Source organism: Cupriavidus sp. MEYA8 (assembly GCF_059278825.1).
In genome coordinates this window covers 408,042-434,635 of record NZ_JCAEMD010000003.1, presented here as the reverse complement: position 1 = coordinate 434,635, position 26,594 = coordinate 408,042, and the positions used below count along the sequence as shown (strand labels likewise).

The window sequence follows — 26,594 nt, the reverse complement described above, 5'->3', positions numbered from 1 at the left end:
CCTCGATGACTCGCGCACTGATTTAATCAGATGGTATGGACGCCTCCCCCCCGGCAACGGGGCGCTTACCTGGCAAGAGGAACTGTAAGGATCCTCGCCGTGATGGTACCCCTGTGCCAAAGTGGAGATGTCGAGTGCAACGACCCTGAGCGGGAGGATCCAAAATGAAGCTTACCGTCATCGGCATGGATATTGCCAAGCACGTCTTCCAACTTCATGCGGTGAATGCCAGCACCGGTGAGATCGAGCGCATCAAGTTGAAGCGGAGCCAGGTCACAAACTTCTTCACTAAGCGGGAGCGTTCACTGATCGCCATCGAGGCTTGCGGCAGTGCCCACCATTGGGCACGAGAACTGCAGAAGCTCGGCCACGAAGTGAAGCTCATCTCAGCGCGATCGGTTCGTCCCTTTGTACTACGCAACAAGACCGATGCCGCCGACGCACGGGCGATCTGGACTGCAATCCAGCAGCCCGAGGCTCGACTGGTTGCGGTCAAGAGTGAGAGCCAACAGGCCATTCTGGCGTTGCACCGCATCCGTGCCCAACTGATGAAGTTCCGGATTATGCAGACGAATGCATTACGCGGCTTACTCTACGAGTTTGGTGAAGCGCTGCCGGAGGGCTATCGGGCATTTGCCACAGAGATTCCTGCGGTGCTCGCCAAGGTCGCTGATCGCTTGCCGGCCATGCTGATCGACAGTCTACGAGAGCAATGCGCACGAGTGCAGGCAACCGACAAAGAAATCGCTGCGCTGGAGCGGCGGCTCAAGATTGCCCTTCGAGACAATCAAGAATGCCAAAAGATCGCTGAAATTCCTGGCGTGGGCTTGCTAACCGCAACGGCCGCGGTGGCTGCCATCGGCGATGCCAAAACCTTTCGATCCGCTCGTGAGTTTGCCGCCTGGCTAGGCTTGGTGCCCAAACAAACGGGCACCGGAGGCCAGGTTCGTCAACTCGGGATAAGTAAGCGTGGTGACACTTATCTCCGCACCTTGCTCATACACGGCGCCAGAACAGTAGTCGTCAAAGGCGCACGAACCGCCTGGCTCGACGGATTGCTCTTGCGACGTCCCTTCAATGTCGTGGTGGCTGCAGTAGCCAACAAACTCGCCCGGACCATCTGGTCGGTACTGGCAAGGGATACGAGATACACGGCACCCGCCATGGCTTTATAGCCTGGCGCGTGCCCCGACAATAGCCTGAACTAAGTCTTCTCAAGGAGCGCAAGCAATGATCGCATGATGGCTAACAGGTTGGACCGGGGCGAGGAAAACCCGATAGGGAACGTGAGCGACCAAGCTCGATAATCAGATGGGGACCTCGCCAGCGAATTCCATATGGGCCAGCAGGCCTGAACGGCCTGCACCAACGGGCCGGACATAAGCGTGCTGCCTTCACCTGTCGACCACCATGTCAATCGGCTTGCAATCCGGGAGGCGTCCACATAAGCGATTCCCTAGGTAGCGAATCTCGCAGCGAGGTGTTTGCGATAGAGCGAAGCGCGCAGCAAATGACGCTTGAGCGCGAAGTGCTGCCGGATCGGTGACCGCGATAGAGCGATTTCTTCTTCATCGCGCCATCTTACGCGACCTCGCCAACGTGACAGTGCCGGTGCCGCTCCTGGGTGGCCTCATGCCGCGCATCCTCTTCGCTGTGTAGGTATCCGCTCGTTGTCGACAGAGAGCTGTGCCCGAAGTTGTCGCGCACAAAGCGCAGGTCGACCTGCTGATCCGTCATATGCGAGCCGGCGGTATGACATAGCCAATGGGCCGAGGCGCTGGCGAGCACGGCTGCCTGCGCTTCCCATTCGGGCCCGCGCGCTGGCAGGCGCTCCGCGGCCATACCGAACACCTCTTTCAGAATCAGGTGCAGCGCCCCGCGCGACAGGGCTTTCTCGCGGCCCTGCTCGCGACCCGTCTCGCGGCCGATGACCGGCAGCACCAGCGGGCGTGTCTCCCCGGGCTGCGGCGTGGTCGGCAGTCCGTGCGCGCGGCGATAGCGCGCCAGTTCGGCGATCAGCTCGTCGGTGGCCGGTACCAGCCGGGTTTGGTTGCCCTTGCCGGTCACCTCGAGCCACCAGCGCTCAGTGCCCTGGGCATCGCGCCGGCAGAAGAATGCCCCCATGGCCGTGCCGGTGACCTCCGACGCCCGCAGCCGTGAAGATAGAGCACGGTCAGCACCCAGCGGCAGCGCGCCGCATACAGCCTTTCCCGGGCCGTCTCAGCCGGCATCGCTGCGATGGCGTCTTTGACCGTTTCCCACATGTCGTGGCTCAGATAGCGTGTGATGCGCGCCTGGGTGGGGGCGCGCGGGCGGCGGGCGAGGGCGAGCGGGTTGCCGGCCAGGTAGCCCGCCTCGGCCAGCCACGCGAACAGCGCGTTCAGGATCACCATCGCCCGGCGCACGCTGCTTACGTCTGTTGGGCAGACTGGCTCCGCTTTTGTACCGTAAGTCTGGCTAAACCCCGGTAGACCGGGTTGCCGTTCCAGTGCGGTTCGGCGTCTATGAGCGAAAGCGCGGGCCAATGGCGCAGAATCGCCCGGAATACGATCTCCGCCTCCATCAGTGTCAGCGCGGCGCCGATGCAGACATGTGGGCCATGCCCGAACGAAAGGTGGGAGCCTTCGCGTCGAGTGATGTCCAACTCGTCCGGGTTGCGGAAGCGCGCCGGGTCGCGATTGGCGGCGCCGATCAGGGCAACGACCAGATCGCCGCGCCGCAGCTGCCGCCCGTGCAGCATCATGTCTGTGGCGACCCGACGTCCCGTGTACTGGACCGGGCTCTCGTAGCGCAGCAACTCGCGCAGGGCATTGGGCAGCAGTTCCGGGGTCTGCTGCAGGCGCTGCCATTGCTCGGGATGGCTCAGCAGCGCGTGCAGTCCGTTGCCAAGCAGATTGCGCGTCGTTTCATGACCGGCAAACAGCAGCATCGCGCATTGCGCCAGTAATTCGGCACCTGCCTCGATTTTGCCTTCGGCCTTGGCGTACAGCAGATGCCCGATCAGGTCCCGCTGTTGTGGCTGCGATAGATCCGTGTCCTGTGCCTTGCGCCGTGCCAGCATCGATTCAAATGCTGCCGCCATTTTGAGCAGGCTGACCTGGGCGCGTCGTTTCAGCGCGGCGTCCGGATCCGGTGCGCCGATGAAGGCCGCCAGGTCTTCGGACCAGGCAAGGAAGTCCGGCTGGTTCTCGGCGTCCATGCCGAGCAGCCTCGCAATGACCATCGCTGGCAGCGGCTTGGCGATCGATTTCATGAAATCGAACGCCTCCAACCCTGCCAGCCGCTCTACCATCCCGGCGGTCATTTGCTCGATGGTGCCGGCGAAAGCGCGCAGGGCAGCTGGACGGAAGCCGGCATTGAGCACCTGTCGCAGCCTCGTATGATCGGGCGCGTCCAGGAACAGCATGGCCCGGCTGAACAAGCGCTGGAAGGGGCAAAGCTCCTGGCGCTCGCCTTCGCTGCCACGCATCACCCAGCCTCCCGTGCGCCGCGCCGAATACCGGGGGTCGCGCAGCACGGCTTCCACATCTTCGTGCCGGGTCAGTAGCCAGGCACCACCGAAAAACTCTTCACTCCAATGGATAGGGCCAAGCGCGCGCAGCGCGTGGTAGGTCGGGTAGGGGTTACGCAGGAAGGCACCGTCAACCAGGCGGTCGCAGGTGATCAGCGCTCCGGCCTTCGATGGCTGGCTGTGGGGTCGGTGTGGAAGCCTGGAGGTGAGAGTGGTGGTCGGGTTGGTAGCAGTCGTGCGGTCGGCAATGCTTGTCATTGTGGGATCTTGTTTTGGCAGCCTGACACTGCCGGGTTTCGGCCTGGCACGGTTCGGAAACGACGGCAATGAGGTGAGAGATTCTTCATGCATCTCCCCACCGGGCCATGATGGCGGACAGGCTGTCCAGCAAGCGTGTTACGTCGGCTGCGGTATGCGACGCCGACAGTGTGATCCGCAGGCGCGACGTACCGTTGGGCACGGTGGGCGGGCGGATCGCGGTAACTCGGATGTCGTCGTTCTCAAGCGCTTGGGACAGCGACAGCGCGGCCTCGTTGTCGCCGACGATCAGGGGCTGGATGGGTGTACTGCTGTCGGCGAGCTGCCAGCCAGCATGCGGATGCCGGACCTGCAGGGTTTGAAGGCCATTGCGCAACTGCCCGATCAATTGCATCAGGTGGTCGCGGCGCTCGCGTCCTTCATGGCCTGCGATCAGCGCCAGGCTGCTCAGAAGTGCATGGACGATGGCCGGCGGCGCAGCCGGGCTGTGGATGTAAGGACGGGCCACGTTTGCCAGATGCTCCACAATCGTCCGGTGCGCAGCGACAAAAGCTCCCGCCACGCCCGCTGCCTTGCCCAGCGTGCCGATATAGATCAGGCGCTCGGAGGTCAGCCCCAGGTGCTCCAGTGCACCGCGGCCTCGCTCCCCGAGCACGCCAAAGCCGTGGGCATCGTCCACCACGATCCAGGCGTCATGGTGCTCGGCCAATGCCAGCATTTCGGCGAGCGGTGCCATGTCGCCATCCATGCTGAACACGCTGTCGGTCACGATCAGCTTTAGCGGGCTGTTGCAGGCAGCAAGCTGCCTGGCGAGCGCGGTGACGTCGCAGTGTGGGTACCTTTTCATCGTAGCGCGAGCCAGCAGTGCGCCATCGATCAACGAGGCATGGATGAGCTTGTCGCAAAACAGGGTGGCGTCGACCGTTCCCAGCGCGCTCAACACCGCCAGGTTGGCCATGTATCCGGTGCAGAAGTAGAGCGCCTGCACTTTGGGAATATTTGGCGCGAACCACCGGGCCAGCTCGCTTTCCAGTTGGTGGTGGGCGAGCGAATGCTCATTGACGAGGGGGGAAGCGCCGCTACCCGCGCCGTAGCGCTGGGCCCCCTCCGCTAAAGCCGCGATCACCGCCGGGTGGCTTGCCAGCCCGAGGTAGTCGTTGCTGCAAAAGCTCAGCAGAGGACGTGCTTCACCGTCTTTGACGCTAACCGTCTGGTGAGGTGCGCAACCGGTGTGCGCAGTGCGGCGGTTGCGCGTCAATGCACCTGCGGCGCGTTCGGCCGCGGCCTGGTTCAGTTGGTCAATTAGCAATTCCCGGACTCCTGCGCTACGGGCTGCTCCGTGGGTTGCACAGCCAGCGCATCGCGGCATTTCAGCATGCTGGCACTCAGGCTCCAAGTGGATGCATTTCCCACGTCACCTCCTGTTTCGGTCATCCTTGGCTCGGTCGTCTCACGGGAAGGCCGAGCACTGGCATGAATAGGAGAGTGGATATTAATAAGGTCTCCTCATGTCCCGCAAATTGGTGCACTAGAGCAAGTTGACGGTGGGATGCGGACAAAAGCGCGACAAAGTGGGAGAATTGATCATCAATGCGGTAATTGGGCTTTATGCAGCACCGTAGAATTCCTTGAGCCATGGCTCCGGAGTCGCTTCAAATCGAGGTGGTAGTTGCCAAACTGCTTGCCCCGGTCGCGCCATACGGGCTCAAATATTTAAATGCAATTAATCGCCATGACCACAAATCAACATCCCTGTGGCGTTAGCAATGGGGGCGCGGCTAGTGGAGTGCTTGCCAGTGCACGCCCGCCCTGCCTGCGGGCGACCATCAACACACCTGGTATAGTTTCACGAACATGAAATTACATGGCGAGCAGCAGCCGAGCGGCTGTTCCCGCCATCCCCCCATGCCGCGACCCCTACCTGATCCGACGCCTCCTTCGCGCGCGACGATTCGCACCATTCCCCAACTCGGCGACCGCATTCGCACCACCCGGGCAGAAGACGGGCTGCCTATTGACCAGGCGGCAAGGCATTGCGGGGTCTCCATCGGCATGTTGTCCAAGCTCGCAAGGGCGTCAATCTCGCGCACGCCCTGCGGGTGCTGGAGGGACTGGGTTTGACCATGTTGGTCGTTCCCAAGGCGCATGCGCCCTGGCTCGAGCAGGCAGCGGCCCATGCGGTTGAGGTTGGCAAGGACGAGGTGTGGGAACCGCATGCCTAGTCGTAGCGCAGAATAAATTTGATAATCATATAGCCGGTCGTGGCCTCGCCCTGAGAAGTGGTGAGGTTAGAGTCAAGGTGGGACGTGCACTTTGACCTGACGGAGGCCGACATGAAGTACTGCGGAATAGACCTGCACTCGAATAACAGTGTGGTGGTGGTCAGCGATGTGGAGGATCGTATCGTGCTACAACGGCGTCTGCCCAATGATCTGGAGCAGATCCTGTCGGCCCTTGCTGCCCACCAGGATGAGCTGGTTGGCGTCGTGGTGGAATCGACCTACAACTGGTACTGGCTAGTGGATGGGTTAATGGATGCCGGCTACCAGGTTCATCTGGCGCACGTCGCAGCGATCAAGCGGTACGAAGGATTGAAGCATAGCGGAGACGCGGCCGATGCCGCCTATCTGGCGCAGTTGCTACGTCTGGGGCTATTGCCTGAAGGTTACATCTATCCACGCGAGCAGCGGGCTGCACGCGACCTGGCTCGCAAGCGGATCCAGCTAGTCCGGTGCCGAACCGCCCAGATTCTGGCGATCGAGAACCTCTTCGCGCGCCATACGGGCAAGTCAATGAGCAGTCGCACGGTCAAGCGCATGACCACCGAGCAAGTGGACGCGATCGGCCTGCCGGCGGACGTCGCACTCGCGGTCAAGGCAAATCTTGCGATCAGCGACGCGTTGCAACAACAGATTGCCATCCTCGAGAAGCGGCTAACCGAATGCGTCAAACTACGAGCCGAGTATCTTCTGCTGAAGACCGTGCCCGGGATCGGTGAAACGCTGGCCACCACCATCATGCTGGAGACCGGAACGCCAACGCGGTTTGCGGAGGTCGGCAAATTCAGTTCGTATTGCCGCTGCGTGGACAGCGCACGGCAAAGTAATGGCAAGAAGAAAGGCGAAGGCAACACCCGCAACGGCAATGCGTATCTCGCGTGGGCCTTCGTCGAGGCGGCCAATTTCACCTTGCGCCAATGCTTACCGGCGCGGCGCTTCTATGAACGCAAGCTTCGCGCCACGAACCGGTTTGTCGCGCTCAAGGCCGTGGCCCACAAACTAGCGCGCGCCTGTTACTACATGCTGCGCGAGCAGCAGCCATTCGATGTGAACCGATGCTTTGTTTGATGGTTCGGCGCAAGCTGGCGAGCCAGTAACGTGACTGGCCTGCAACCAGGGCTTTGATTGGACGCTCCCCCTGCGCCGACCGACTGTTTGCGGATGATTGAATCGCCCAGGCCGTGAGCCACCTAAAGACTGGCGTCGCGTGCGATAGCCAAGGCATTGTAAACACGCCTTTGGACCGGTCTGGCACCGATGGTTTTCTGGGGCGGTCAGCGCCGCCAGGGCGGCTGCGGATATTGGCGCAGCCAGCTTGATCCCGATGGGTGTCTGGCGCGATTCAGTTCGCAGCCAGCCAAACGAAAACATGGGCGCGATTTCGCTCCAAGAGCAGCAGGGTAGTGATTGCCGAATGTTTCGTTGGGTGCAGGGGTGATGTACTGCTGCATCACCCCTGCACCCAACGACGGGGTAGTGTTGTCCCTTGACTCCGGTCGGCTAATGGGTGTCACGTTGGCAGGCTGCGACGACAGAGTTATCACTGTGGCACATGCGACATCAGAGCTTGGAAAGCTGCGTCGCAGGCCAGGTGGGCGCTCTGCCGAGGCGAGAGGCGACCATTCCCTCTACACTTCACGCTTTAAGCTGGGGGGAGCGTGGTCATGATGGTCATGTACACGGTCATTGGTACGGCAACACTCAACAGGCTCAACCCAGAAAGCTACTTCTGGTGCGAATCGCCGTTCACCCCATCAACCGGATCAACGAACTACTGCCTTGGCCGGTCGCTACAGAACTGCAGCCGCCCATTGACACTGCATTCGCCTAACGACCGAAGAGCGCACCGGATCTACGAGTCAGTCAATGACGGTACTCGGCGGACCGTTACCAGCGACACACGGTCGACGAATGGAGCCCACCAGCTGCAAATGCCTCACGCGGCGTCCGGCGCCCCCATCAGCGCCATCAGCGGCGCCATGCATGGGCTGGCCGCCGCCAGCGCGCGCTGTTCGTCGAGGATGTCCTGCAGGATGACATGCGTCGTATCCGGGTTGGCCAGCACCACGCGGAACACGGCAATCGGGCGGCCACCCCACTGTGTCGACGTCAACTGCGTGCGCGATACGAACGAGCGGCCGGCATCGCGCTGCATTTCCTGAGTGCTGATGGTCAGCGCATCGAGCGCGTCCAGGATCTTCTCGCGCCGGTCGGCCGAAGCCGTTGCCAGCGCGGCACGCACGGTCTCGGGCACATGGCGATAGGTCAGGATGCAAAGCTGCGGGTGGCTGTCGAGCTCGAAATCCGGCTGCTGCGCAATCAGGGATGCAAAGTAGTGGGCGTTATCGATGCTACGCTCGATCAACTGCGCCAACCCCTTGCGACCGAGCAGATGAAGGTTTGCATAGAGCATGACTGCCGCCGCGCCGCGCGATCCTTCAAGCGTATGGCGCCCCAGGTCGACCGAGCCCTTGCGCACGATGTAGTTCGCTTGCTGGATGATTTCCTGCGTCCACGTTGGGCTCCGGAACAGCACCATGCCGGCACCCATCGGCACGTAGAACTGTTTGTGCGCATCGATGACGACGGAATCGGCACGCTCGATGCCCGCGAAGCGCCAGCGCTCGCGCTCCGACAGCAGGGTTGCGCCGCCCCATGCGGCATCCACGTGGAAATGGCAGCCGGCCTCCTGCGCAACGTCCGCAATCGCGTCGAGCGGATCGACTGCGCCCGTCTCCGTCGTCCCCGCTATGCCGACGATCGCCATCGGCCGGATGTTGCGCTGCTGCAGGTCACGCATGGTGTCGCGCAGCAGGTCGATGCGCATGCGACCGTCTGCATCGACCCCGACCGGCACGAGATTGTCACGCCCGATCCCAAGGACATCGGCTGCCTTTCGCAACGAGTAGTGCCCGCGCTCCGAGACGACGATTGCAAGCCCGTCATGGCCGTAATGACGTAGCGCAGCCACCAGTCCGGCGCGATGGATGCCGGCGAAGCCATCACGCGCGCCCAGCAAGTTGTTGCGGCTCGCCCATAGCGCGGTGAGGTTGGCGACCGTGCCGCCAGAACAGATCGCGCCGAGCGCGTGGTCGGCATCGTGCAGCCATCTCGCATAGAACGCGCTGTCCTGCGCAAACACCAGCTTGTGCAGCATGCCGACGACCTGGCGCTCGAGCCCTGTCAGCGCGCCCGACGTCTCGAGCTTCACGACGTTCTGGTTGAGCGCTGCCACCACCTTGGCCAGCGAGGGCATGAACGACGGCAGCGACGACGTCATGTGTCCGACGAAAGTAGGCGATGCCACGGGCATCACGTGCCGAAACACGTCGTTGAGCAGATGATCGGCATGCGCTTGCGGCGATGTCGGAGTCTCGGGCAACTCAACCGACGCGAACACCGCCTCGCGTGTGGCGCACGCGCCAATCGGATCAAAACGCGCGCCCGCAAAGAAATCCGCCGGGTGCTCGGCGATCAATCGCTCGAGCGATTCGAATGCACCCAGATCCGCATCGAACCAGCGCAAGGGGCAGTCGTCGCCCCCGTCCGTGCTTTGTGAGGTCTCTTCGCGAGAGATGTCCGGCTTCATTTGCATTACCCAGTTCAATCCAGAGCGCCATGGTGCGCCGGGCATTATGACGGATCGGACGGATGCGGATTGGCCGAGGGCCCCGACCCGCACCTTTGACGACGTCGCCGCTGCCCGATGACGGCCATCAATCGCCTTCTCTATTGGGCGCCCTGCGGAGCGGTCAGCACCAGCACCAAATACCAGAGGGTGTCTGAAGATGATCGCCCGCCTGAAGGGGGTGAGTACCATTGATGGATGCAGGGCGCGCCGCGCCGTCACTCCGATTACTAGGGTACACGATGGCGTGGAAGCCGTGAAGCACCGCTGGGTGCGCCCGGCCGATGTCCCTGATCCCGCCAGCAACATCACACTGGTCGATGCCACGCGCAAGATCTTGCAATCGATCGCACATTTCGAGAGCGTGCAGGCCTGCTTCAACTTCGCGCAGCAGCAGGGCAACATAGCACCGGTCATGCCCCGACTGGCCGGCGGCACGAAGGGCCAGCGCCCGGTGATGCCGCGAGAAGCGCCCTATGCGGAAATAGCGCGCATCGATCCTGATGGCGCCGGCCATGCACGCTACTCGCTGGAGCCAGGTCGCGCGGAAAAGACCCTCTTCACGGGTGACCACGTGATGCAGGGCTCGACCTTCGTCATCAATCCGCCAGACGGCGACATGCGCGCCAATCTGGCATCGCACCGGGGACTGCTGGACGATGACATCGAGGACATCGAGTGGATCGCGCCAGGACACGGGTTCCTGATGAGCCAGCCCCATGACGCGATCCGCTTGCTGATCCGGCATAGGCAGAGGTGGCGCCGGAAATTCGGACAGTCGGGTAAGTGGAAAAGCTGGGGCCTGAGCCGGCCATAATGGCGGGCAGAAAGGACCCAGAAGATGACTAAACGAAGCAGACGGACCCACTCGGCAACCTTCAAGGCCAAGGTGGCCATGGCCGCGCTCAAGGGCGACAAGACACTTGCGGAGCTGGCCCAGCAGTATGACGTGCATCCGAGCCAGATCACGGACTGGAAGCAGCAACAGGTCGAGCACGTCGCCGACCTGTTCGGGGGCGGCAAAGAGAGCGCGAGCGAGCCGCCGGTGGACCTGAAGGCGCTGCACGCCAAGATTGGCCAACTGACGCTGGAGAACGATTTTTTGGAAGGTGCGCTCAGCAAAGCGGGCTTGCTGAGCGGAAAGCGATGATCGACCGCACGCACGCGTTGCCGGTGAGCCGGCAGGTCAAGCTGGTCGGTATTGCCCGGTCCAGCGCGTATTATCAGCCGCGGCCGGTCAGCGAGGCGGATCTGAAGCTGATGCGCCGAGTCGATGAGCTGCACCTTGAGCATCCGTTCGCCGGAGCGCGCATGCTGGCTCGCCTGTTGCGACGGGAAGGCGTCCAGGTCGGCCGCCGGCACGTGGGCACGCTGATGAAGCGCATGGGCATCGAGGCGCTGTACCGCCGGCCGAACACGAGCCGCAAGCACGCAGCGCACAAGATCTGGCCATACCTGCTGCGCGAGCGCAAGATCGATCGGGCCAACCAGGTATGGGCACTGGATACGACCTACATCCCAATGGCACGCGGCTTTGTGTACCTGACGGCGGAGGTGGATTGGGCCAGCCGCCGGGTGCTGGCGCACCGGGTGGCGATCACGCTGGAGAGCTGCCACGCGGTCGAGGCGCTGGAGGAGGCCTTTGCGAAATACGGCACGCCGGAGATCGTCAACACCGACCAGGGCAGCCAGTTTACCGCGGCCGACTTCACCGACGCCGTGCTCAGCCGCGGCATCGATCTGTCGATGGACGGCAAGGGCAGTTGGCGCGACAACGTGTTCGTCGAGCGCCTGTGGCGCAGCGTCAAGTACGAGGAGGTCTACCTGAAAGCCTATGACTCGGTCAGCCACGCGCGCCGCTCTATCGCTAACTACCTGACCTGGTACAACCAACGACGGCCCCATTCCAGTCTGGCGGACCAGACCCCAGATGAGGCATACTTCGCGACCCTGCCAGCGATCAAATCGGCAGCCTGACTGCCCCAGCGCTTCCACTTAAAAACTCCGGATCCCTGTCCGAACAAGCGAGGCCACCTCTGTTCACGCGAGCGGCAGCCTTCACGAATACCTGTTTGACGCCGGCCAGCTCCGGGATGTCGGCCTTTGTGGCCGGGTAGCTGCGCAGCTGGTCGGTACATCTGGCGCGGCGCCGGGCAGGAACGCAGCACGCGCAGAAAGAAGCGTTTGGCCGCAAGGTGCCAGGTGGTGCCCGGCTTGCGCCGCGCAGCCTTGACGCGATGAGCGAAGCCAGCGCCGAATTTGTCGCACCAGCGGCGGATGGTTTCGTAGCTGACGACCACGCCACGCTCGAACAGCAATTCCTCAATGTTGCGCAGGCTGAGGTTGAAGCGGAAATACCAACGCACCGCACAGCCGATGACGACGACGGGGAAACGGTGACCGTGATAGCGCGACTTCTTCTTCATCGCGCCATCTTACGCGACCTCGCCAACGTGACACCCATTAGCCGACCGGAGTCAAGGGACAACACTACCCCGTCGTTGGGTGCAGGGGTGATGCAGCAGTACATCACCCCTGCACCCAACGAAACATTCGGCAATCACTACCCTGCTGCTCTTGGAGCGAAATCGCGCCCATGTTTTCGTTTGGCTGGCTGCGAACTGAATCGCGCCAGACACCCATCGGGATCAAGCTGGCTGCGCCAATATCCGCAGCCGCCCTGGCGGCGCTGACCGCCCCAGAAAACCATCGGTGCCAGACCGTGTCCAAAGGCGTATTTACAATGCCTTGGCTATCGCACGCGACGCCAGTCTTTAGGTGGCTCACGGCCTGGGCGATTCAATCATCCGCAAACAGTCGGTCGGCGCAGGGGAGCGTCCAATCAAAGCCCTGGTTGCAGGCCAGTCACGTTACTGGCTCGCCAGCTTGCGCCGAACCATCAAACAAAGCATCGGTTCACATCGAATGGCTGCTGCTCGCGCAGCATGTAGTAACAGGCGCGCGCTAGTTTGTGGGCCACGGCCTTGAGCGCGACAAACCGGTTCGTGGCGCGAAGCTTGCGTTCATAGAAGCGCCGCGCCGGTAAGCATTGGCGCAAGGTGAAATTGGCCGCCTCGACGAAGGCCCACGCGAGATACGCATTGCCGTTGCGGGTGTTGCCTTCGCCTTTCTTCTTGCCATTACTTTGCCGTGCGCTGTCCACGCAGCGGCAATACGAACTGAATTTGCCGACCTCCGCAAACCGCGTTGGCGTTCCGGTCTCCAGCATGATGGTGGTGGCCAGCGTTTCACCGATCCCGGGCACGGTCTTCAGCAGAAGATACTCGGCTCGTAGTTTGACGCATTCGGTTAGCCGCTTCTCGAGGATGGCAATCTGTTGTTGCAACGCGTCGCTGATCGCAAGATTTGCCTTGACCGCGAGTGCGACGTCCGCCGGCAGGCCGATCGCGTCCACTTGCTCGGTGGTCATGCGCTTGACCGTGCGACTGCTCATTGACTTGCCCGTATGGCGCGCGAAGAGGTTCTCGATCGCCAGAATCTGGGCGGTTCGGCACCGGACTAGCTGGATCCGCTTGCGAGCCAAGTCGCGTGCAGCCCGCTGCTCGCGTGGATAGATGTAACCTTCAGGCAATAGCCCCAGACGTAGCAACTGCGCCAGATAGGCGGCATCGGCCGCGTCTCCGCTATGCTTCAATCCTTCGTACCGCTTGATCGCTGCGACGTGCGCCAGATGAACCTGGTAGCCGGCATCCATTAACCCATCCACCAGCCAGTACCAGTTGTAGGTCGATTCCACCACGACGCCAACCAGCTCATCCTGGTGGGCAGCAAGGGCCGACAGGATCTGCTCCAGATCATTGGGCAGACGCCGTTGTAGCACGATACGATCCTCCACATCGCTGACCACCACCACACTGTTATTCGAGTGCAGGTCTATTCCGCAGTACTTCATGTCGGCCTCCGTCAGGTCAAAGTGCACGTCCCACCTTGACTCTAACCTCACCACTTCTCAGGGCGAGGCCACGACCGGCTATATGATTATCAAAGCCATCGCAGGAGCATGCTGGGGCACCATCTTTGTCGGATTGACCTTTTCTGAGTGGTCCGGACCAACACAGAGCAGCGGATGGTGGCTATTTGCCGACTAGCCTATGCCATCGCGCGAGCTTCGCTGGGAAGAAACGAATTCGCCTATGCCGGTCGCTGACCGCCCCGGATTGCGTTGCTGTGGGCACGCCGTTGCAGCGTGCCCGCCCTGCTGGCGCTTACTCGACCGCGATGCCTTTGTCGCGGATCACCTTGCCCCACTTGGCATAGTCCTGCTGGATGCGCTGGCTCATCTGCGCCGGCGCCTGGTAGTTGGCAATGGCACCGGCCTTCAGCAGCTTGTCCTGGACATCCTTGTCGGCCAGGATCTTGCCGACCTCACCGGCGACGCGGTCCACCACCTCTTTGGGCGTGCCCGGCGGCGCCAGCAGGCCGCCCCAGGAAACGGCGTCGTAGCCCTTGAAGCCTTGCTCGGCAATGGTCTTGACGTCGGGCAGCATGCTCACGCGCTGCGGCGAGCCGACCGCGATGGCACGCAGCTTGCCCGCCTGGATGTGCGGCAGCGCGGCGACGAGGTCGGCGTACATGATCGGGACCTGGCCACCGAGGGTGTCGCTGATCGCGGGCACGCCGCCCTTGTAGGGCACGTGCTGCATCTCGAAGCCGCCCATCTGCTTGAGCAGTTCCATGCTCAGGTGGCCGAAGCTGCCCGCGCCGGAGCTGGTGTAGTTGAGCTTGCCCGGCTGTGCCTTGGCCTGTGCGATCAGCTTGGGCAGGTCCGTCACGTTGGGCAGCAGCGTCGGGTTGACCACCACCACGATCGGCAGGTCATAGACGGTGGCGACGGGCGTGAAGTCCCTGGTCGTGTCGTAGCCCGCCTTCTTGTACAGGTGCGGCGCCAGCAGCGTGGGCGTGGCCAGCATCATCAGCGTGTAGCCGTCGGGCGCGCTCTTCGCCACCTGGGCGGCAGCGATGGAACCCGATGCACCGGCGCGGTTCTCCACCACCACCGGCTGCTTGAGGCGCTCGGCCAGCTTCTGGCCGACGATGCGCGACGCCGTATCCGTGGGCCCGCCCGGCGGGAACGGCACGACGAGCTTGATCGGCTTGCTCGGCCAGGATTGCGCGAAAGCGCTGCCGACCAGCAGCGGCACTGCGGCCAGGGCCAGGATGGCACGACGCCGGGAGTGGACCATACGGGTGAATTTTCGAGTACGCACGATTGTTGTTCCAGGTTGAATCAGTGCAAGGGAACTCAAGCCCCCCTTGCCGGGCGGGGTCGCGCGGACGTTCATGTGCATCCGCGCGGCGCGAATGGTCAGGCCTGCTGTGGTGCCTCGGGCAGCGTCAGCACGCCGCGGGCCTGCAGTGCCTGCAGCTGGTCATCGCTCATCTGCAGCAGGCTCTGCAGGACCGCCCGCGTGCCCTCGCCCAGCGTCGGCGGTGCGTTGCGGATCGGCAGGCGCTGGCCATCCAGGCGGTAAGGGGGCGCGAACACGTGCGTGCTGCCTGCTACGGGATGGGGCATCTCGCGCAGCAGGCCGCCCTCGCGGGTCCGCTCGCTGGTCAATGCCTCGTGCAGTCCCGCCACCTTGCCGCAGGGAATGCCGCAGGCCGTCATGCGCTCCAGCAGCAGGTCGCGCGCAAAGCTGCGGATCAGGCCCGTAATCATGGGGGTCAAGGTCTCGCGGTTTTTGGCGCGCTCCACATTGGTGGCATAGCGCGGGTCCTCGACGATGTCCGGACGCTCGATGACCTGGTGGCAGAACTTGTCGAACTGGCTGTTGTTGCCCACGGCGATGATCAGCGGGCCATCGGCGGACTCGAACATGCCATAGGGCACGATGGACGGATGGGCATTGCCATAGCGTGCGGGGTCGCGCCCGAGCAGCATGGCGTCCAGGCCGTAATAGCCGGTAACCATCAGCCCGCAGTCGTACAGCGCCATCTCGATCAGCTGGCCCTTGCCCTTGCGCTCGCGGCGGAACAAGGCCGCCAGCACCGCCTGCGCGGCATACATGCCGGTCATCAGGTCCACCACGGCTACGCCGAACTTCAGCGGCGGCGTGTCGGCTTCGCCGTTGAGCGCCATGAGCCCGGCCTCACCCTGGATCACCAGGTCGTAACCGGGACGCTTGGCCTCGGGGCCGCTGGTGTTGTAGCCGGAAACCGCGCAGTAGATCAGCTCGGGCTTGATGGCCTTGAGCTGTTCGTAGCCGAGGCCCAGCTTCTCGGCCCCGCCGGTCTTGAAATTGTGGATGACCACGTCGAACTGCGGCAGCAGGTCGTAGACAATCTGCACGCCTTCCTTGCTCTGCAGATCCAGCGTGATGGACCGCTTGTTGCGGTTCATGCTGTTGTAGTAGGTGGTCTCGGTCTTGCCGATGCGCATGCCCCAGTCGCGCGTGTCGTCGCCACGGCCGGGGTGCTCCACCTTGACCACCTCAGCGCCGAAATCGGCCAGGACCTGGCCACACAGCGGTCCCGCAAACACACGCGACAGGTCGAGTACGCGCACGCCCTCAAGCGGGAACTCGATGCCTTGCGATTGGTCGGGCGTCTGCATTGTTTGTCTCCATGGGGTGTTTCGAGGGCACGAACCGTCCTTGAAAATCGTAGCCTACGTCCGGCTGGCAGCACGCGATGGCGGTAGGGCTGCCGCAGCGCAGCACCCTGGATGCGGCGTGCCGGACTCACGACGGTCGGCAGCGGTGATGAAGACCGCATTGCACCGCCGCCGAGGGTGCACCCGAAGGAAGCGGGAGACTCCTCGGCCGAGGTATGGTCCCCATCGCGGTCAGCCTAGCATTCTTGCTTGGATAAATGGGTTATACAATCCCCATTCACATTGACAAAATGTTCAATGGAACTTGACGATGATCCCCCTGGTCTGGTCCCGTGCGGCTGGCCGGCGCGCTGCACGGCTTTGTCGCAATAAGCCTCCGGTAGAATGAGCCGGTATCGAACTCAGGCAAGGTTGGCAGTGGTGATGAACGCGGCGATTGCGAAGGTATTGAAGCGCCTGCACTACCCACTGGAGGTGATGCTGACCTGCGTGCGCTGGTATGTCGCCTATCCGCTGAGCCTGCGCCATCTCGAAGAGATGATGGCCGAGCGTGGCATCTCGGTGGACCATTCGACCGTGCACCGCTGGGCGCTCAAACTGCTGCCAGCGTTGAACAAGATCTTCCGCCGGCACAAGCGACCGGTGGGCAAGAGCTGGCGCATGGACGAGACCTACATCCTGGTACGCGGCCAGTGGAAGTATCTGTACCGGGCGGTCGACAAGGCGGGCCATACCATCGACTTCCTGCTGCGCGCCCAGCGTGACAAGGCCGCAGCACGGCGGTTTTTCGAGAAGGCCATCGCGCAGCACGGCCAGGCACTGTCACGTTGGCGAGGTCGCGTAAGATGGCGCGATGAAGAAGAAATCGCTCTATCGCGGCCACCGTTTCCCCGCCGTCATCATCAGCTGCGCGGTGCGCTGGTATTTCAGGTTCAACCTGAGCCTGCGCGATATCGAGGAACTGCTGTTCGAGCGCGGTGTCGTCGTGACCTACGAGACAATTCGCCGCTGGTGCGATAAATTCGGCGCGGGGTTCGCGCATCGTGTGAAAGCCGCACGGCGCAAGCCGGGGACCACCTGGCATCTCGACGAGATGTTCGTGACGCTGCGCGGCGGAACCCTACCTGCTATGGCGGGCGGTCGACGAGCATGGCGCCGAACTCGACATCCTGCTGCAGAAGCGGCGCGACAAGGCCGCGGCCAAACGCTTCTTCCTACGCGTGCTGCGTTCCTGCCCAGCGCCGCGCAAGATTGTCACGGATCAACTGCGCAGCTATCCGGCCGCAAAGGCCGACATCCCGGCGCTGGCCAGCGTCAAGCACGTGTTCGTGAAGGCTGCCGCTCGCGTGAACAATCGCGCCGAGAACAGCCACCAGCCGACCCGTGAACGCGAGCGGCGCATGCGTGGATTCCGCGACCCGAAGCGCACGCAGGCCTTCCTGTCGAACTTCGGCCCGATCCGGCAGCACTTCGCGCTCAAGCGTCATTTGCTGCGCGCTTCGCTCTATCGCAAACACCTCGCTGCGAGATTCGCTACCTGGCACGAATTCACCGAAGTGGCCAAAAATCCGTCAACCGCTTCCTGAGCAATAGGCCCGCCGTCACGGCCTTGCCTCCCTATGGCACTGTCACGTTGGCGAGGTCGCGTAAGATGTCGCGATGAAGAAGAAATCGCTCTATCGCGGTCACCGTTTCCCCGCCGTCATCATCAGCTGCGCGGTGCGCTGGTATTTCAGGTTCAACCTGAGCCTGCGCGATATCGAGGAACTGCTGTTCGAGCGCGGTGTCGTCGTGACCTACGAGACCATTCGCCGCTGGTGCGATAAATTCGGCGCGGGGTTCGCGCATCGCGTCAAGGCCGCACGGCGCAAGCCGGGGACCACCTGGCATCTCGACGAGATGTTCGTGACGCTGCGCGGCGAACCCTACCTGCTATGGCGGGCGGTCGACGAGCATGGCGCCGAACTCGACATCCTGCTGCAGAAGCGGCGCGACAAGGCCGCGGCCAAACGCTTCTTCCTGCGCGTGCTGCGTTCCTGCCCAGCGCCGCGCCAGATTGTCACGGATCAACTGCGCAGCTATCCGGCCGCAAAGGCCGACATCCCGGCGCTGGCCAGCGTCAAGCACGTGTTCGTGAAGGCTGCCGCTCGCGTGAACAATCGCGCCGAGAACAGCCACCACCCGACCCGTGAACGCGAGCGGCGCATGCGTGGATTCCGCGACCCGAAGCGCACGCAGGCCTTCCTGTCGAACTTCGGCCCGATCCGACAGCACTTCGCGCTCAAGCGTCATTTGCTGCGCGCTTCGCTCTATCGCAAACACCTCGCTGCGAGATTCGCTACCTGGCACGAATTCACCGAAGTGGCCAAAAATCCGTCAACCGCTTCCTGAGCAATAGGCCCGCCGTCACGGCCTTGCCTCCCTATCGGCAAGTTGACAGTGCCGTTGGTTGAAGTCGGTGTAGCCAATGGCTCGTTGCATGATGCGTTGCTCCTACGTTGTTCAAGATCCTGAACGACGGCGACGCGGATGGACGCAGCATGCTCCCGAAGGCGCAGGGCTATGTCGGCCCCGCGCTGGGTCGTTACTTCGGAAAGGAACGCCGCTCGGGCGGGTTCCGCTAGACCGGCCACATGGGCCGCTTCACACAAATTGAGCCACGCATTCGGTTGTCCGACGTAGTCGGGCCGGCGGCGGGCGAGCGTGGCCGCGATCGCGGCACGAATCTCGGAATTCTGATCGATGGCAGACAGCATGGCTGTGTTCCTGTTCGAGGGTTCCTACAAACAAAAATGCCCTCCATCTGGGGAGGGCACTGTCAACTTGCCTCCCTATCGGCAAGTTGACAGTGCCCGGAGATGCTGGCGGTCGCGCTCTGCGCGATTCTGGCGGGTGCGGATAGCTGGGTCGGGATCGAGTTGTGGGAGAACGCTAAGCTTGATTGGCTGCGCCGCCACATCCCCCTGACCAATAGCATTCCCTCCCACGATACCTTCGGGCGGGTGTTCGCAGCGCTCAATCCCACGCAGTTTGAGACCTGCTTTATCCGGTGGACTCAGCACCTGTTTCCCACCCTGGCTGACCAGGTGGTGGCGATCGATGGCAAGGCCGTGCGCGGCTCACATCAGCGCGGTCAGCGCGCGATTCACCTGGTTTCGGCCTATGGGGCTGGTCTGGGCATGGTGCTAGGACAGGTGCGCACAGCCGGGAAGAGCAATGAGAGCACGGCGATTCCAGAGTTGCTCTACGCCCTGCTGCTCAAGGGCGCAATCGTCACCATCGATGCGATGGGTTGCCAGCAGGCGATTGCCCGACAGATTGTGACCGCCGGCGCGGACTATGTGCTAGCCGTCAAGGCAAACCAGCCCACGCCGCTGGCGCTCATCCACAATGCGCTTGCGGCGATCGAGCATCTCCCGGCCGACAGGCGCAATCAAGTGGTACGCGAGCATCGCGACATTGACAAGGAGCACGGGCGCATCGAAACACGCCACTGTACGGTGATCGACTGGGCCAAGCTGCGCCAAAGCACAGCGAATGTCGGCTTCGCCCCATGGCCTCACGCACGCTCGGCAGCCATCATAGAGTCCACGAGGGAAATCGGGGACAGCGTTGCAAAGGAACGAGTTACTAAGTGTCCAGCTTGCCGCCGGACCCCGCGCGAATCGCCCACGCAATCCGATCACACTGGGCCATCGAGAACGGCATGCATTGGGCCCTGGACTTGGCCTTCGACGAAGACCGGTGCCGAGTGCGTGTCCAGAATGCAGCGCAGAACTTCGCCATCCTCAGACGCATTGCTATGAACCTGCTACGACAGGATCGCACCACCAAAGCCGGTTTGAAGAACCGCCGCATGCTGGCCTGCGCTAATGACTGCTATCTGGCTCAATTGCTTGGCCGGAACGACGTTTAGAAATCCGTCACATTTCATGCGATGCCCCTGCGAGAATCTTCTGGTTGTTGCAATTGTTGAGATTTCCGCGCGCCGCAAGCCGGTAGCATTCCCCCACTCAGATCTGAGTGGGGGCGCTTCCGATCTGCGAAGTCTCTATTTGCTCCCACCCTTTTCCGGTGGGAGCATTTTCATTGTCGATACCTCGCCGCACTCTCTTATGTTTGCGTTGTGGCTGCCCCTTTCATGGCAGTAGTGTTAATCCCCAAGCTGCATACCGTGGCCTCGCCGCGAGTGCGGCTGCATGTGGAGTACCTTGCGGCTTTCAGTGCACTACGCTTCTGCGTTCCAGGCGCCGCCTTCCTACTGCTGCGCCAATCCTGCGCCCCCTCATCCAGACAGAGGTTCGGCCATGGCCCTGACAGCAGTTGCCGGCATCGTTGGTGTCGCATTTGGCGTTCTCGCGGTAGCCGACTTCATGCATCGCGATGCACCCGCCGTGGCTATTGAAGCCAAACCGGCCCCCGGCCTCGCACAGGCCGAGCAGGCTATCGCATCGGGCTGGACGCGGGAGCAAGTGCGGGAATTCCTGGGACCACCGGCGTCGGTAATGATGGCAAACGGCAGAAGCTGCTACCACTACCGCCTGTCCAAGGCGAACCGCAGCGCTGACTACGCTGTGTATTTTGCCGATATGGAAGTCGTGGATCGCACCGAACCGGCCGAATGCTCTATTACCTATTTCCTACCCAAGCCATCGCCTGCGTCGACGATGCCCGGCTAGCGTATAACTTGCATGGAAGATCAGGTACGAAACGCCTTGCAGCGTTGGTGGTGGTGTCCACGCCGTCGGCGTTGGTGCGGCCGAAATAGACTGGCCACTTGTGCTGCCACCACCGGCGCAACAGCCAGGCCGGTATTACCTGCGAGCTGGCTGCGCCTGTGCAGGCGGCAAAACGCGGTATCAAAAGACTTGAGGCTGATGTCTGGGATGTGGGCTTGCAAGATTTCGACAACGGTCGTCCGACAAACTCCTCGACGGATGGCCTGCTCGATCATGAACAGGTGCTTACGCAGGCGAGCGGGTTGGGAGCGATGCGGACATCAGCAACGGAAATCCCTATCGCACAATTCGCAAGGACCACTTGCCAAATGACCAAGTTCCGCCCCATCGGAAAACGGTTTTGTCGCAGTAAGCTCGGGGTAGAATTTCCCGGAGTCGAACTCGGCCAGTGTGGGCAGCGGTGATGAATCCGGAAATTGCGAAGGTATTGAAGCGCCTGCACTACCCACTGGAGGTGATGCTGACCTGCGTGCGCTGGTATGTGGCCTATCCGCTGAGCCTGCGCCATCTCGAGGAGATGATGGCCGAGCGTGGCATCTCGGTGGACCATTCGACCGTGCACCGCTGGGCGCTCAAATTGCGGGCAGCGCTAAACAGAATCTTTCGCCGCTCCAAGCGCCCAGTGGGGAAAAGCTGGCGCATGGACGAGACCTACATCCTGGTACGCGGCCAGTGGAAGTATTTGTACCGGGCGGTCGACAAGGCGGGCCATACCATCGACTTCCTGCTGCGCGCCCAGCGTGACAAGGCTGCGGCGCGGCGGTTTTTCGAGAAGGCCATCGCGCAGCACGGCCAGCCTGACACGGTGACCATCGACGGCAGCGCATCCAACCTGGTGGCCCTGTGTTTTCCCCTCAGGAGTCTCTCGTCTTCGCTCCCTTACAGCGACAGAGCCCGATGACGAACATCGCAGAGAGCTAGAGCAGCGCGGGCAGCTTCGCCTTGACTCAGGCGCGGTTAGCGCAGATCTCCCGCAAAGCCATACCGGAGCTAGAGGAAGGTCTAATTTTTCAGACCCAAAGGTCTAAAATCTGAGACCTTTTTGGGGCGTTAATGGAATGGACGCCCATCGCTATGCAAACCTCTTCGGATTGCCCGCATACCCAAACGTCTCAACTTCCAATCCGTTTGCACGGAGCACTTAAGCAAGGAGAGCAACAATGGCAGCATCAAAGATTCTTTATAAATATGCGAAAAAATTACTGATCCCCATATCAGTAACGCTAGCTCTGAACTCCCATGCCATCGCGGAAAATTCCAGGGGCACTCCTTTATTGCTTATTACTGATGCGCAATTTGAAAAATTGCGAGAGAATCCAGCTCCATGGAAAAATGAAATCAATAACTGCGACAAAAATATAAATTACACAGCCACGCCGACTGCGGAGTTGAAGGAGCCTCCTCACTACACCGCAACTGGGGTAAACACCGCATCAAAACAAGTTTCAGGCACCTTGCGGAAAGATAGTGAGCAAGTGCTGGCTCAAGCACTCTGCTATCAAATAACCAAGGATCCAAAATATGCTGCTGTCGCACAACGGGTGATTGATAGTTGGAGCAATACACTAACAAAAGTTAGTTCGCACCAGTCTGGGCAGAATGTCAACTTCACGCTGTACAAAATGGTCATTCCTGCGAGCTGGATCGCTGGTGCTAATCATTGGGATGATAAAAATTTTCGAACCTGGCTTCGGCAAATAATTTTGCCGGTTACTGATACCATAAAAAAGGACAAGGGCAATACTGGAATGTGGGAAATTTTGCTCAAAGCTAGTATTTATGGGTATTTGAGCGACCTTGGCAATCTAAAGGCGACAGAGTTAGAGTGGCAGGAATGGCTTGAGGGGGCGGTGGCACCGGATGGTACATTGTGGAAAGAGATCGATCGCAGTAATACCAACAATTATCACGGCGGACCAACAAAGGGCATAAGAGGAATAGCCTATACTCATTGGGCGTTGCTACCAGCATCAATGGCTGGTCAGGTTTTCGTGTCTTTTGGGAAAAATCAATTTAATAAGCAGCCGGCCAGTCATTTGCTCGCGATTGCTTATGCAAAATCAGCATCTTTTGTAATGAATCCACAGAGTTTTCCGTATTATGAATCAAACAATGGAAAGCTGGAGGATGTGTACAACATAGATTACTACAACATATTAAGGCAATACTATACAGACCGCAATGCGGAGCAGGCACTTAATCAGCACGGGCATCGAACATTATTTAATAAAGTTTTTAATGGAAATTAAACCGCGCCGGTATGCTTGATTGAAGGTGACCTTAATAGGCTCGGCGGGCGTGCTCAACATGAAAAACCAACGTGCGGACTGCACGCCAGCGCTTTCTGGCGATGGGCCTGTGTTGCATCAGCAACGGAGTGTGAGTAGCGACGTTCTCATCAATACTGGCAAAAACAAGGGGTATTGAATGTCATGACCAAGCCACCAGACCCCTACCGCTGATGACAATTGTTCAGCTTTTCCGCGATCAGGTTCCCTACACTACCTGCCTGATCGTTCCCTCGTTTCGGTAAGGCCCTGCATTTAGGCTTTCCAAGCCTGCACTGCCCGTCCCGACTTTCCGCTGCGCCAGCATCCGGCTGGGCAGGTAGAAGCTCATGCACAGGATACCAAGGGGCAGATGCGATGCCTCATTGGGGCAAATCCGCCCGCTGCAGAGCAATTCTGTTCGCTGGCAGCATAAGGCCGTACGAGCCAAGGAGCTTTCACATCCTAGCTCGCTTATTGCGAAAGAGCCTCCAGGCGAATATTCTCGGACCAGGGATATGATGATCGTTTTGCAGCAGCGCGAGAATTGGGTCGGGTCCGTGTACAGCTTGATTGGTGAACCCTTGTCGACAAGATTTTCCGTGCGCTGCGCCTGTGTTGCGGCCTTATCGGCCAGCGTCATAACGCTCACGGGGTGCAGTTCCCTGATGGGAGAGGGTACCGCAGCGGTGGCAGGCATGGGAGGCGCCGCCATTGCCGGCGCAGTGACTGACAATGCCGCCATCGCCACCGGCATTGGCCTTGGCGTGCAAGCCGGCGCGAAGGCCGCCCTCCAATACAGCCAGCGTAAGATCCACGGCGCCGCCCAGGATCAGATCGCGCAGGCCGCGGGCAAGCTCAGTGTCGGCGCCGTCAACAACTGGCAGACGGCGCACACGGTGCCGCTGGAGCCAGACGAGAAAGGCCGCGTCACGGTGACCCGCCTGCTTGGCGACAAGCAGCTTAACTGCAAGGAGATCATCTTCTCCGTGGACGATGTGGCCAAGGGCAACGCGTTCTACGTCGCCGTGGTTTGCCAGGATGGTCCGAACTGGAAATGGGCCTCCGCAGAACCCGCCACCGAACGCTGGGGCGCACTGCAATGAGGGCGGTCGTACTCGCTCTGGCGGCAGGAGCCGCCCTCTCTGCCTGCAGTTCGGTCGGCGACCTCACGGGGGCGGTCGCAGGCGTCGCCACCGGCGCCATGACGGCCAACCCCATCGTCGGCTACAGCGTCGCCATAGGCGTGAGCGCCGCGGCTGACGCCACCAGCAAGTACGTCTTCCGCAACTGGCAGCGGGACGAACAAGACAGCATCGCCGCCATGATCGGCGTTACGCCGGTTGGTGCCGAGCAACGCTGGGAATTCCGCCACACGATCCCCTACGGCAACCAGCAAGGCTCGCTGCGCGTGGTGCGCGCCATCGACAGCCCGCTCGCGCAGTGCAAGGAAGCGCTGTTCTCGGTCGAGGACGCGGGCAAGGACGAAAAGGCGCCGTCGCCAAACTGGTTCTTCACCACCGCCTGCCAGCAACAGGGCCAATGGAAGTGGGCTGTTGCCGAGCCCGCAGTCGCACGCTGGGGCAATCTGCAGTAGGCCAGCGATGCCGCCCCTTTATTCCCAAGGGCCAACCTGACAGTGCCGTCTCGCCCGGCACTGATGACTTTGGGCATTCCAAATGCGACTGATCTGGCGAGCACGTGCTTGCGTCATGCTTGTAGATGATGAGGTAGATAGATGGGCAAGACAAAGAAGCCGCGCAAGCCATACCGGCCGCGCAGCGCGGCGTCGCAGGGCTCTCTGCGGCTGCAACCGTGGAAGCTCAATGCGTCATTTGCGCCCCTAGAACGGTTGCTGAACGAAATTGAGCGTGGTGAGGCACTCGACGTTTCCGAAGCCGGAGAGGTAATCTACTACGCAGCTGATGTCGGCAAGACCTATTACGTGGTCGATAGCGTGAGGGGCTTAGCGGAAACCTACGACATCGCGCACATGCGTGACTCCGGCTGCCCCGGCACGCAAGCCTTGCACCTGCTCGCAGACAAGGTCGAGCGTGATGAGGTCCTGACCCTCGATGACATCCAGGCATGCCGGTCATGCGTGGCTGACCTTCGGTGCTACACGGCCCAGATGCCGATTGCCCAGATGACGGACCTAGTGCAAACGGCGGTGATGAAGTTCTCCTTGGATGAACTGAAGATCGACAAGCGATAGGCGGCAGTGGGTTTTGTCGCAATAAGCGGCTCTGATAATCATATAGCCGGCCTCCCCTCCGTTCGTGTCGAACGGCTGACGTAGAGTCGAGTTGCGAACACCGACGTGACGCACAGGAGGCCAGCATGAACAAGTTTAGTGGAATCGACCTGCACTCGAACAACAGTGTGGTTGTGGTCAGCGATGAAGCTGATCGGGTTATCTACCAGCGGCGGTTACCAAACGATCCGGTCCAGATCCGGACGGCCCTGGCGCCGCATCGTGACGAGCTGGTGGGAAGTAAGAGGTATTGTCAAATTTGGCTCTTTTGAAAAATGAGTGGGTTATGCGGCATGCGGGTTAATCGCGGAGAAGTCGAGCTTTCCGGCGATCAGGAAGATCACGGTGCGCATGGTTTTGAAACTCACATAACCGCGGGCCTTGCGCTCGGCTTGGAACAGGCCGTTGAGCGCCTCCAGGAAGCCATTGCTCTGGCGCGTCTGGGACCCATGCAACGATGCCGTCGAAATGCTTGCGGATCATGCACGCGACCTCCTTCATTGGCTCGACCTTGGATCGCATGACGTTCGTGGACTGAATCGGGTTTTGTCGCAGTAAGCTCGGGGTAGAATTTCCGGAGTCGAACTCGGCCAGTGTGGGCAGCGGTGATGAATCCGGAAATTGCGAAGGTATTGAAGCGCCTGCACTACCCACTGGAGGTGATGCTGACCTGCGTGCGCTGGTATGTGGCCTATCCGCTGAGCCTGCGCCATCTCGAAGAGATGATGGCCGAGCGTGGCATCTCGGTGGACCATTCGACCGTGCACCGCTGGGCGCTCAAATTGCTGCCAGCGTTGAACAAGATCTTCCGCCGGCACAAGCGACCGGTGGGCAAGAGCTGGCGCATGGACGTGATGGTAGCTAACCACCACCTGGAGAAAGATACAAGGTTCACAACACTGGGCACGGCAACTCACAAAACTAGGGCACGGGGTGAAGTTGATGCCGGCCGAATTCGTCAAGGCGTTTAACATCCGCAACAAGAGCGATGCAGCGGACGCCCGGGCGATCTGGCTGGCCGTGCAGCAGCCCGGCAAGGCGTGGCAGTAAAAACCGAAGCACAGCAGGCGGCTTTGATAATCAT

18 protein-coding genes and 12 pseudogenes are annotated in these 26,594 nt (G+C 61.2%); 19 read left to right on the top strand and 11 right to left on the bottom strand.

Annotated elements, in window-relative coordinates:
• Positions 1-164 precede the first annotated feature (164 nt).
• Entirely contained in the window at positions 165-1,175 is a 1,011-nt protein-coding gene (locus AC5WJ1_RS29900; protein WP_494477083.1) for an IS110 family RNA-guided transposase, read from the top strand.
• Between the two features lie 281 nt (positions 1,176-1,456).
• Here AC5WJ1_RS29900 and AC5WJ1_RS29895 read toward each other — a convergent pair.
• The 4 genes and pseudogenes from AC5WJ1_RS29895 to bioF all read right to left on the bottom strand — a co-directional run.
• A pseudogene (locus AC5WJ1_RS29895) lies at positions 1,457-1,552 on the bottom strand (IS6 family transposase); the annotation flags it as partial.
• A 29-nt stretch (positions 1,553-1,581) separates the two neighbouring features.
• Positions 1,582-2,408: pseudogene (locus AC5WJ1_RS29890) on the bottom strand (tyrosine-type recombinase/integrase); the annotation flags it as partial.
• 2 nt (positions 2,409-2,410) lie between these two features.
• Entirely contained in the window at positions 2,411-3,769 is a 1,359-nt protein-coding gene (locus AC5WJ1_RS29885) for a cytochrome P450 (protein ID WP_494477082.1), read from the bottom strand.
• Positions 3,770-3,854: 85 nt separating this feature from the next.
• Positions 3,855-5,078, bottom strand: coding sequence for an 8-amino-7-oxononanoate synthase (gene bioF / locus AC5WJ1_RS29880; RefSeq protein ID WP_494477081.1), 1,224 nt, complete (start codon positions 5,076-5,078; stop codon positions 3,855-3,857).
• 1,024 nt (positions 5,079-6,102) lie between these two features.
• On the opposite strand from bioF, the gene AC5WJ1_RS29875 reads away from it, so the two are divergent.
• Together AC5WJ1_RS29875 and AC5WJ1_RS29870 are read left to right on the top strand one after the other, a co-directional pair.
• Complete coding sequence (locus AC5WJ1_RS29875; RefSeq protein WP_435385428.1) at positions 6,103-7,116, top strand: IS110 family RNA-guided transposase; 1,014 nt, start codon at positions 6,103-6,105, stop codon at positions 7,114-7,116.
• Between the two features lie 605 nt (positions 7,117-7,721).
• Positions 7,722-7,879: pseudogene (locus AC5WJ1_RS29870) on the top strand (transposase domain-containing protein); the annotation flags it as partial.
• Positions 7,880-7,984: 105 nt separating this feature from the next.
• Here AC5WJ1_RS29870 and panP read toward each other — a convergent pair.
• Positions 7,985-9,637: a pyridoxal-dependent aspartate 1-decarboxylase PanP gene (gene panP, locus AC5WJ1_RS29865; protein WP_494477080.1), complete on the bottom strand. Its 1,653-nt coding sequence runs from the start codon at positions 9,635-9,637 to the stop codon at positions 7,985-7,987.
• Between the two features lie 199 nt (positions 9,638-9,836).
• Between panP and AC5WJ1_RS29860 the strand changes: the two genes are divergently transcribed.
• The gene (locus AC5WJ1_RS29860; RefSeq protein WP_494477079.1) at positions 9,837-10,493 is read left to right on the top strand and encodes a hypothetical protein; all 657 of its coding nucleotides are present in this window, start codon (positions 9,837-9,839) and stop codon (positions 10,491-10,493) included.
• Positions 10,494-10,517: 24 nt separating this feature from the next.
• Positions 10,518-11,653 (top strand): IS3 family transposase gene (locus AC5WJ1_RS29855; protein ID WP_494477078.1). Its coding sequence is split into 2 segments (ribosomal slippage): positions 10,518-10,782 and positions 10,782-11,653, totalling 1,137 coding nucleotides; the frame shifts between segments, so codons are not numbered across the junction.
• Positions 11,654-11,714: 61 nt separating this feature from the next.
• On the opposite strand, the pseudogene AC5WJ1_RS29850 reads toward AC5WJ1_RS29855, so the two are convergent.
• The 4 genes and pseudogenes from AC5WJ1_RS29850 to AC5WJ1_RS29835 form a co-directional block, all read right to left on the bottom strand.
• Positions 11,715-12,102, bottom strand: a pseudogene (locus tag AC5WJ1_RS29850) (transposase family protein); the annotation flags it as partial.
• 473 nt (positions 12,103-12,575) lie between these two features.
• Positions 12,576-13,589: an IS110 family RNA-guided transposase gene (locus tag AC5WJ1_RS29845; RefSeq protein WP_435385428.1), complete on the bottom strand. Its 1,014-nt coding sequence runs from the start codon at positions 13,587-13,589 to the stop codon at positions 12,576-12,578.
• Positions 13,590-13,902: 313 nt separating this feature from the next.
• Positions 13,903-14,880 (bottom strand): Bug family tripartite tricarboxylate transporter substrate binding protein, encoded by a 978-nt coding sequence (locus AC5WJ1_RS29840; protein ID WP_494477077.1) that lies wholly within the window; start codon positions 14,878-14,880, stop codon positions 13,903-13,905.
• 122 nt (positions 14,881-15,002) lie between these two features.
• Entirely contained in the window at positions 15,003-16,250 is a 1,248-nt protein-coding gene (locus AC5WJ1_RS29835) for a CaiB/BaiF CoA transferase family protein (protein ID WP_494477076.1), read from the bottom strand.
• 423 nt (positions 16,251-16,673) lie between these two features.
• Between AC5WJ1_RS29835 and AC5WJ1_RS29830 the strand changes: the two are divergent.
• The 3 genes and pseudogenes from AC5WJ1_RS29830 to AC5WJ1_RS29820 form a co-directional block, all read left to right on the top strand.
• Positions 16,674-17,066 (top strand): annotated as a pseudogene (locus AC5WJ1_RS29830) (IS6 family transposase); the annotation flags it as partial.
• Between the two features lie 37 nt (positions 17,067-17,103).
• A pseudogene (locus AC5WJ1_RS29825) lies at positions 17,104-17,836 on the top strand (IS6 family transposase).
• Between the two features lie 73 nt (positions 17,837-17,909).
• Complete coding sequence (locus tag AC5WJ1_RS29820) at positions 17,910-18,641, top strand: IS6 family transposase (RefSeq protein ID WP_494477075.1); 732 nt, start codon at positions 17,910-17,912, stop codon at positions 18,639-18,641.
• Here AC5WJ1_RS29820 and AC5WJ1_RS29815 read toward each other — a convergent pair.
• Entirely contained in the window at positions 18,560-19,006 is a 447-nt protein-coding gene (locus tag AC5WJ1_RS29815) for a DUF7696 family protein (protein ID WP_494477074.1), read from the bottom strand. The genes AC5WJ1_RS29820 and AC5WJ1_RS29815 overlap by 82 nt on opposite strands.
• A gap of 102 nt (positions 19,007-19,108) precedes the next feature.
• Between AC5WJ1_RS29815 and AC5WJ1_RS29810 the strand changes: the two are divergent.
• From AC5WJ1_RS29810 to AC5WJ1_RS29770, 9 genes and pseudogenes are all read left to right on the top strand, one after another.
• A pseudogene (locus tag AC5WJ1_RS29810) lies at positions 19,109-19,807 on the top strand (ISAs1 family transposase); the annotation flags it as partial.
• Between the two features lie 77 nt (positions 19,808-19,884).
• The gene (locus AC5WJ1_RS29805; protein WP_494477073.1) at positions 19,885-20,166 is read left to right on the top strand and encodes an ISAs1 family transposase; all 282 of its coding nucleotides are present in this window, start codon (positions 19,885-19,887) and stop codon (positions 20,164-20,166) included.
• 391 nt (positions 20,167-20,557) lie between these two features.
• Positions 20,558-20,929, top strand: coding sequence for an outer membrane protein assembly factor BamE domain-containing protein (gene bamE, locus AC5WJ1_RS29800; RefSeq protein ID WP_494477072.1), 372 nt, complete (start codon positions 20,558-20,560; stop codon positions 20,927-20,929).
• A gap of 463 nt (positions 20,930-21,392) precedes the next feature.
• Positions 21,393-21,833 (top strand): annotated as a pseudogene (locus AC5WJ1_RS29795) (IS6 family transposase); the annotation flags it as partial.
• Positions 21,834-22,149: 316 nt separating this feature from the next.
• Positions 22,150-23,238 carry an alginate lyase family protein gene (locus tag AC5WJ1_RS29790; RefSeq protein ID WP_494477071.1) on the top strand — a complete coding sequence of 363 codons (1,089 nt, stop codon included), beginning with the start codon at positions 22,150-22,152 and terminating at the stop codon, positions 23,236-23,238.
• A 686-nt stretch (positions 23,239-23,924) separates the two neighbouring features.
• On the top strand, positions 23,925-24,362 hold the full coding sequence (locus AC5WJ1_RS29785) for a hypothetical protein (protein ID WP_494477398.1): 438 nt from the start codon (positions 23,925-23,927) through the stop codon (positions 24,360-24,362).
• A gap of 98 nt (positions 24,363-24,460) precedes the next feature.
• A complete protein-coding gene (locus AC5WJ1_RS29780) occupies positions 24,461-24,853 on the top strand; it encodes a hypothetical protein (RefSeq protein ID WP_494477070.1) in 393 nt (130 codons plus the stop codon).
• A gap of 141 nt (positions 24,854-24,994) precedes the next feature.
• Entirely contained in the window at positions 24,995-25,471 is a 477-nt protein-coding gene (locus AC5WJ1_RS29775) for a hypothetical protein (RefSeq protein WP_494477069.1), read from the top strand.
• A 125-nt stretch (positions 25,472-25,596) separates the two neighbouring features.
• Positions 25,597-25,749: pseudogene (locus AC5WJ1_RS29770) on the top strand (IS110 family RNA-guided transposase); the annotation flags it as partial.
• A 45-nt stretch (positions 25,750-25,794) separates the two neighbouring features.
• Here the strand turns inward: AC5WJ1_RS29770 and AC5WJ1_RS29765 are convergent.
• Positions 25,795-26,041: pseudogene (locus AC5WJ1_RS29765) on the bottom strand (transposase); the annotation flags it as partial.
• Positions 26,042-26,118: 77 nt separating this feature from the next.
• Between AC5WJ1_RS29765 and AC5WJ1_RS29760 the strand changes: the two are divergent.
• Both AC5WJ1_RS29760 and AC5WJ1_RS29755 read left to right on the top strand, forming a co-directional pair.
• Positions 26,119-26,361, top strand: a pseudogene (locus AC5WJ1_RS29760) (IS6 family transposase); the annotation flags it as partial.
• Between the two features lie 37 nt (positions 26,362-26,398).
• Positions 26,399-26,592 (top strand): annotated as a pseudogene (locus AC5WJ1_RS29755) (IS110 family transposase); the annotation flags it as partial.
• Between the last annotated feature and the right edge of the window lie 2 nt (positions 26,593-26,594).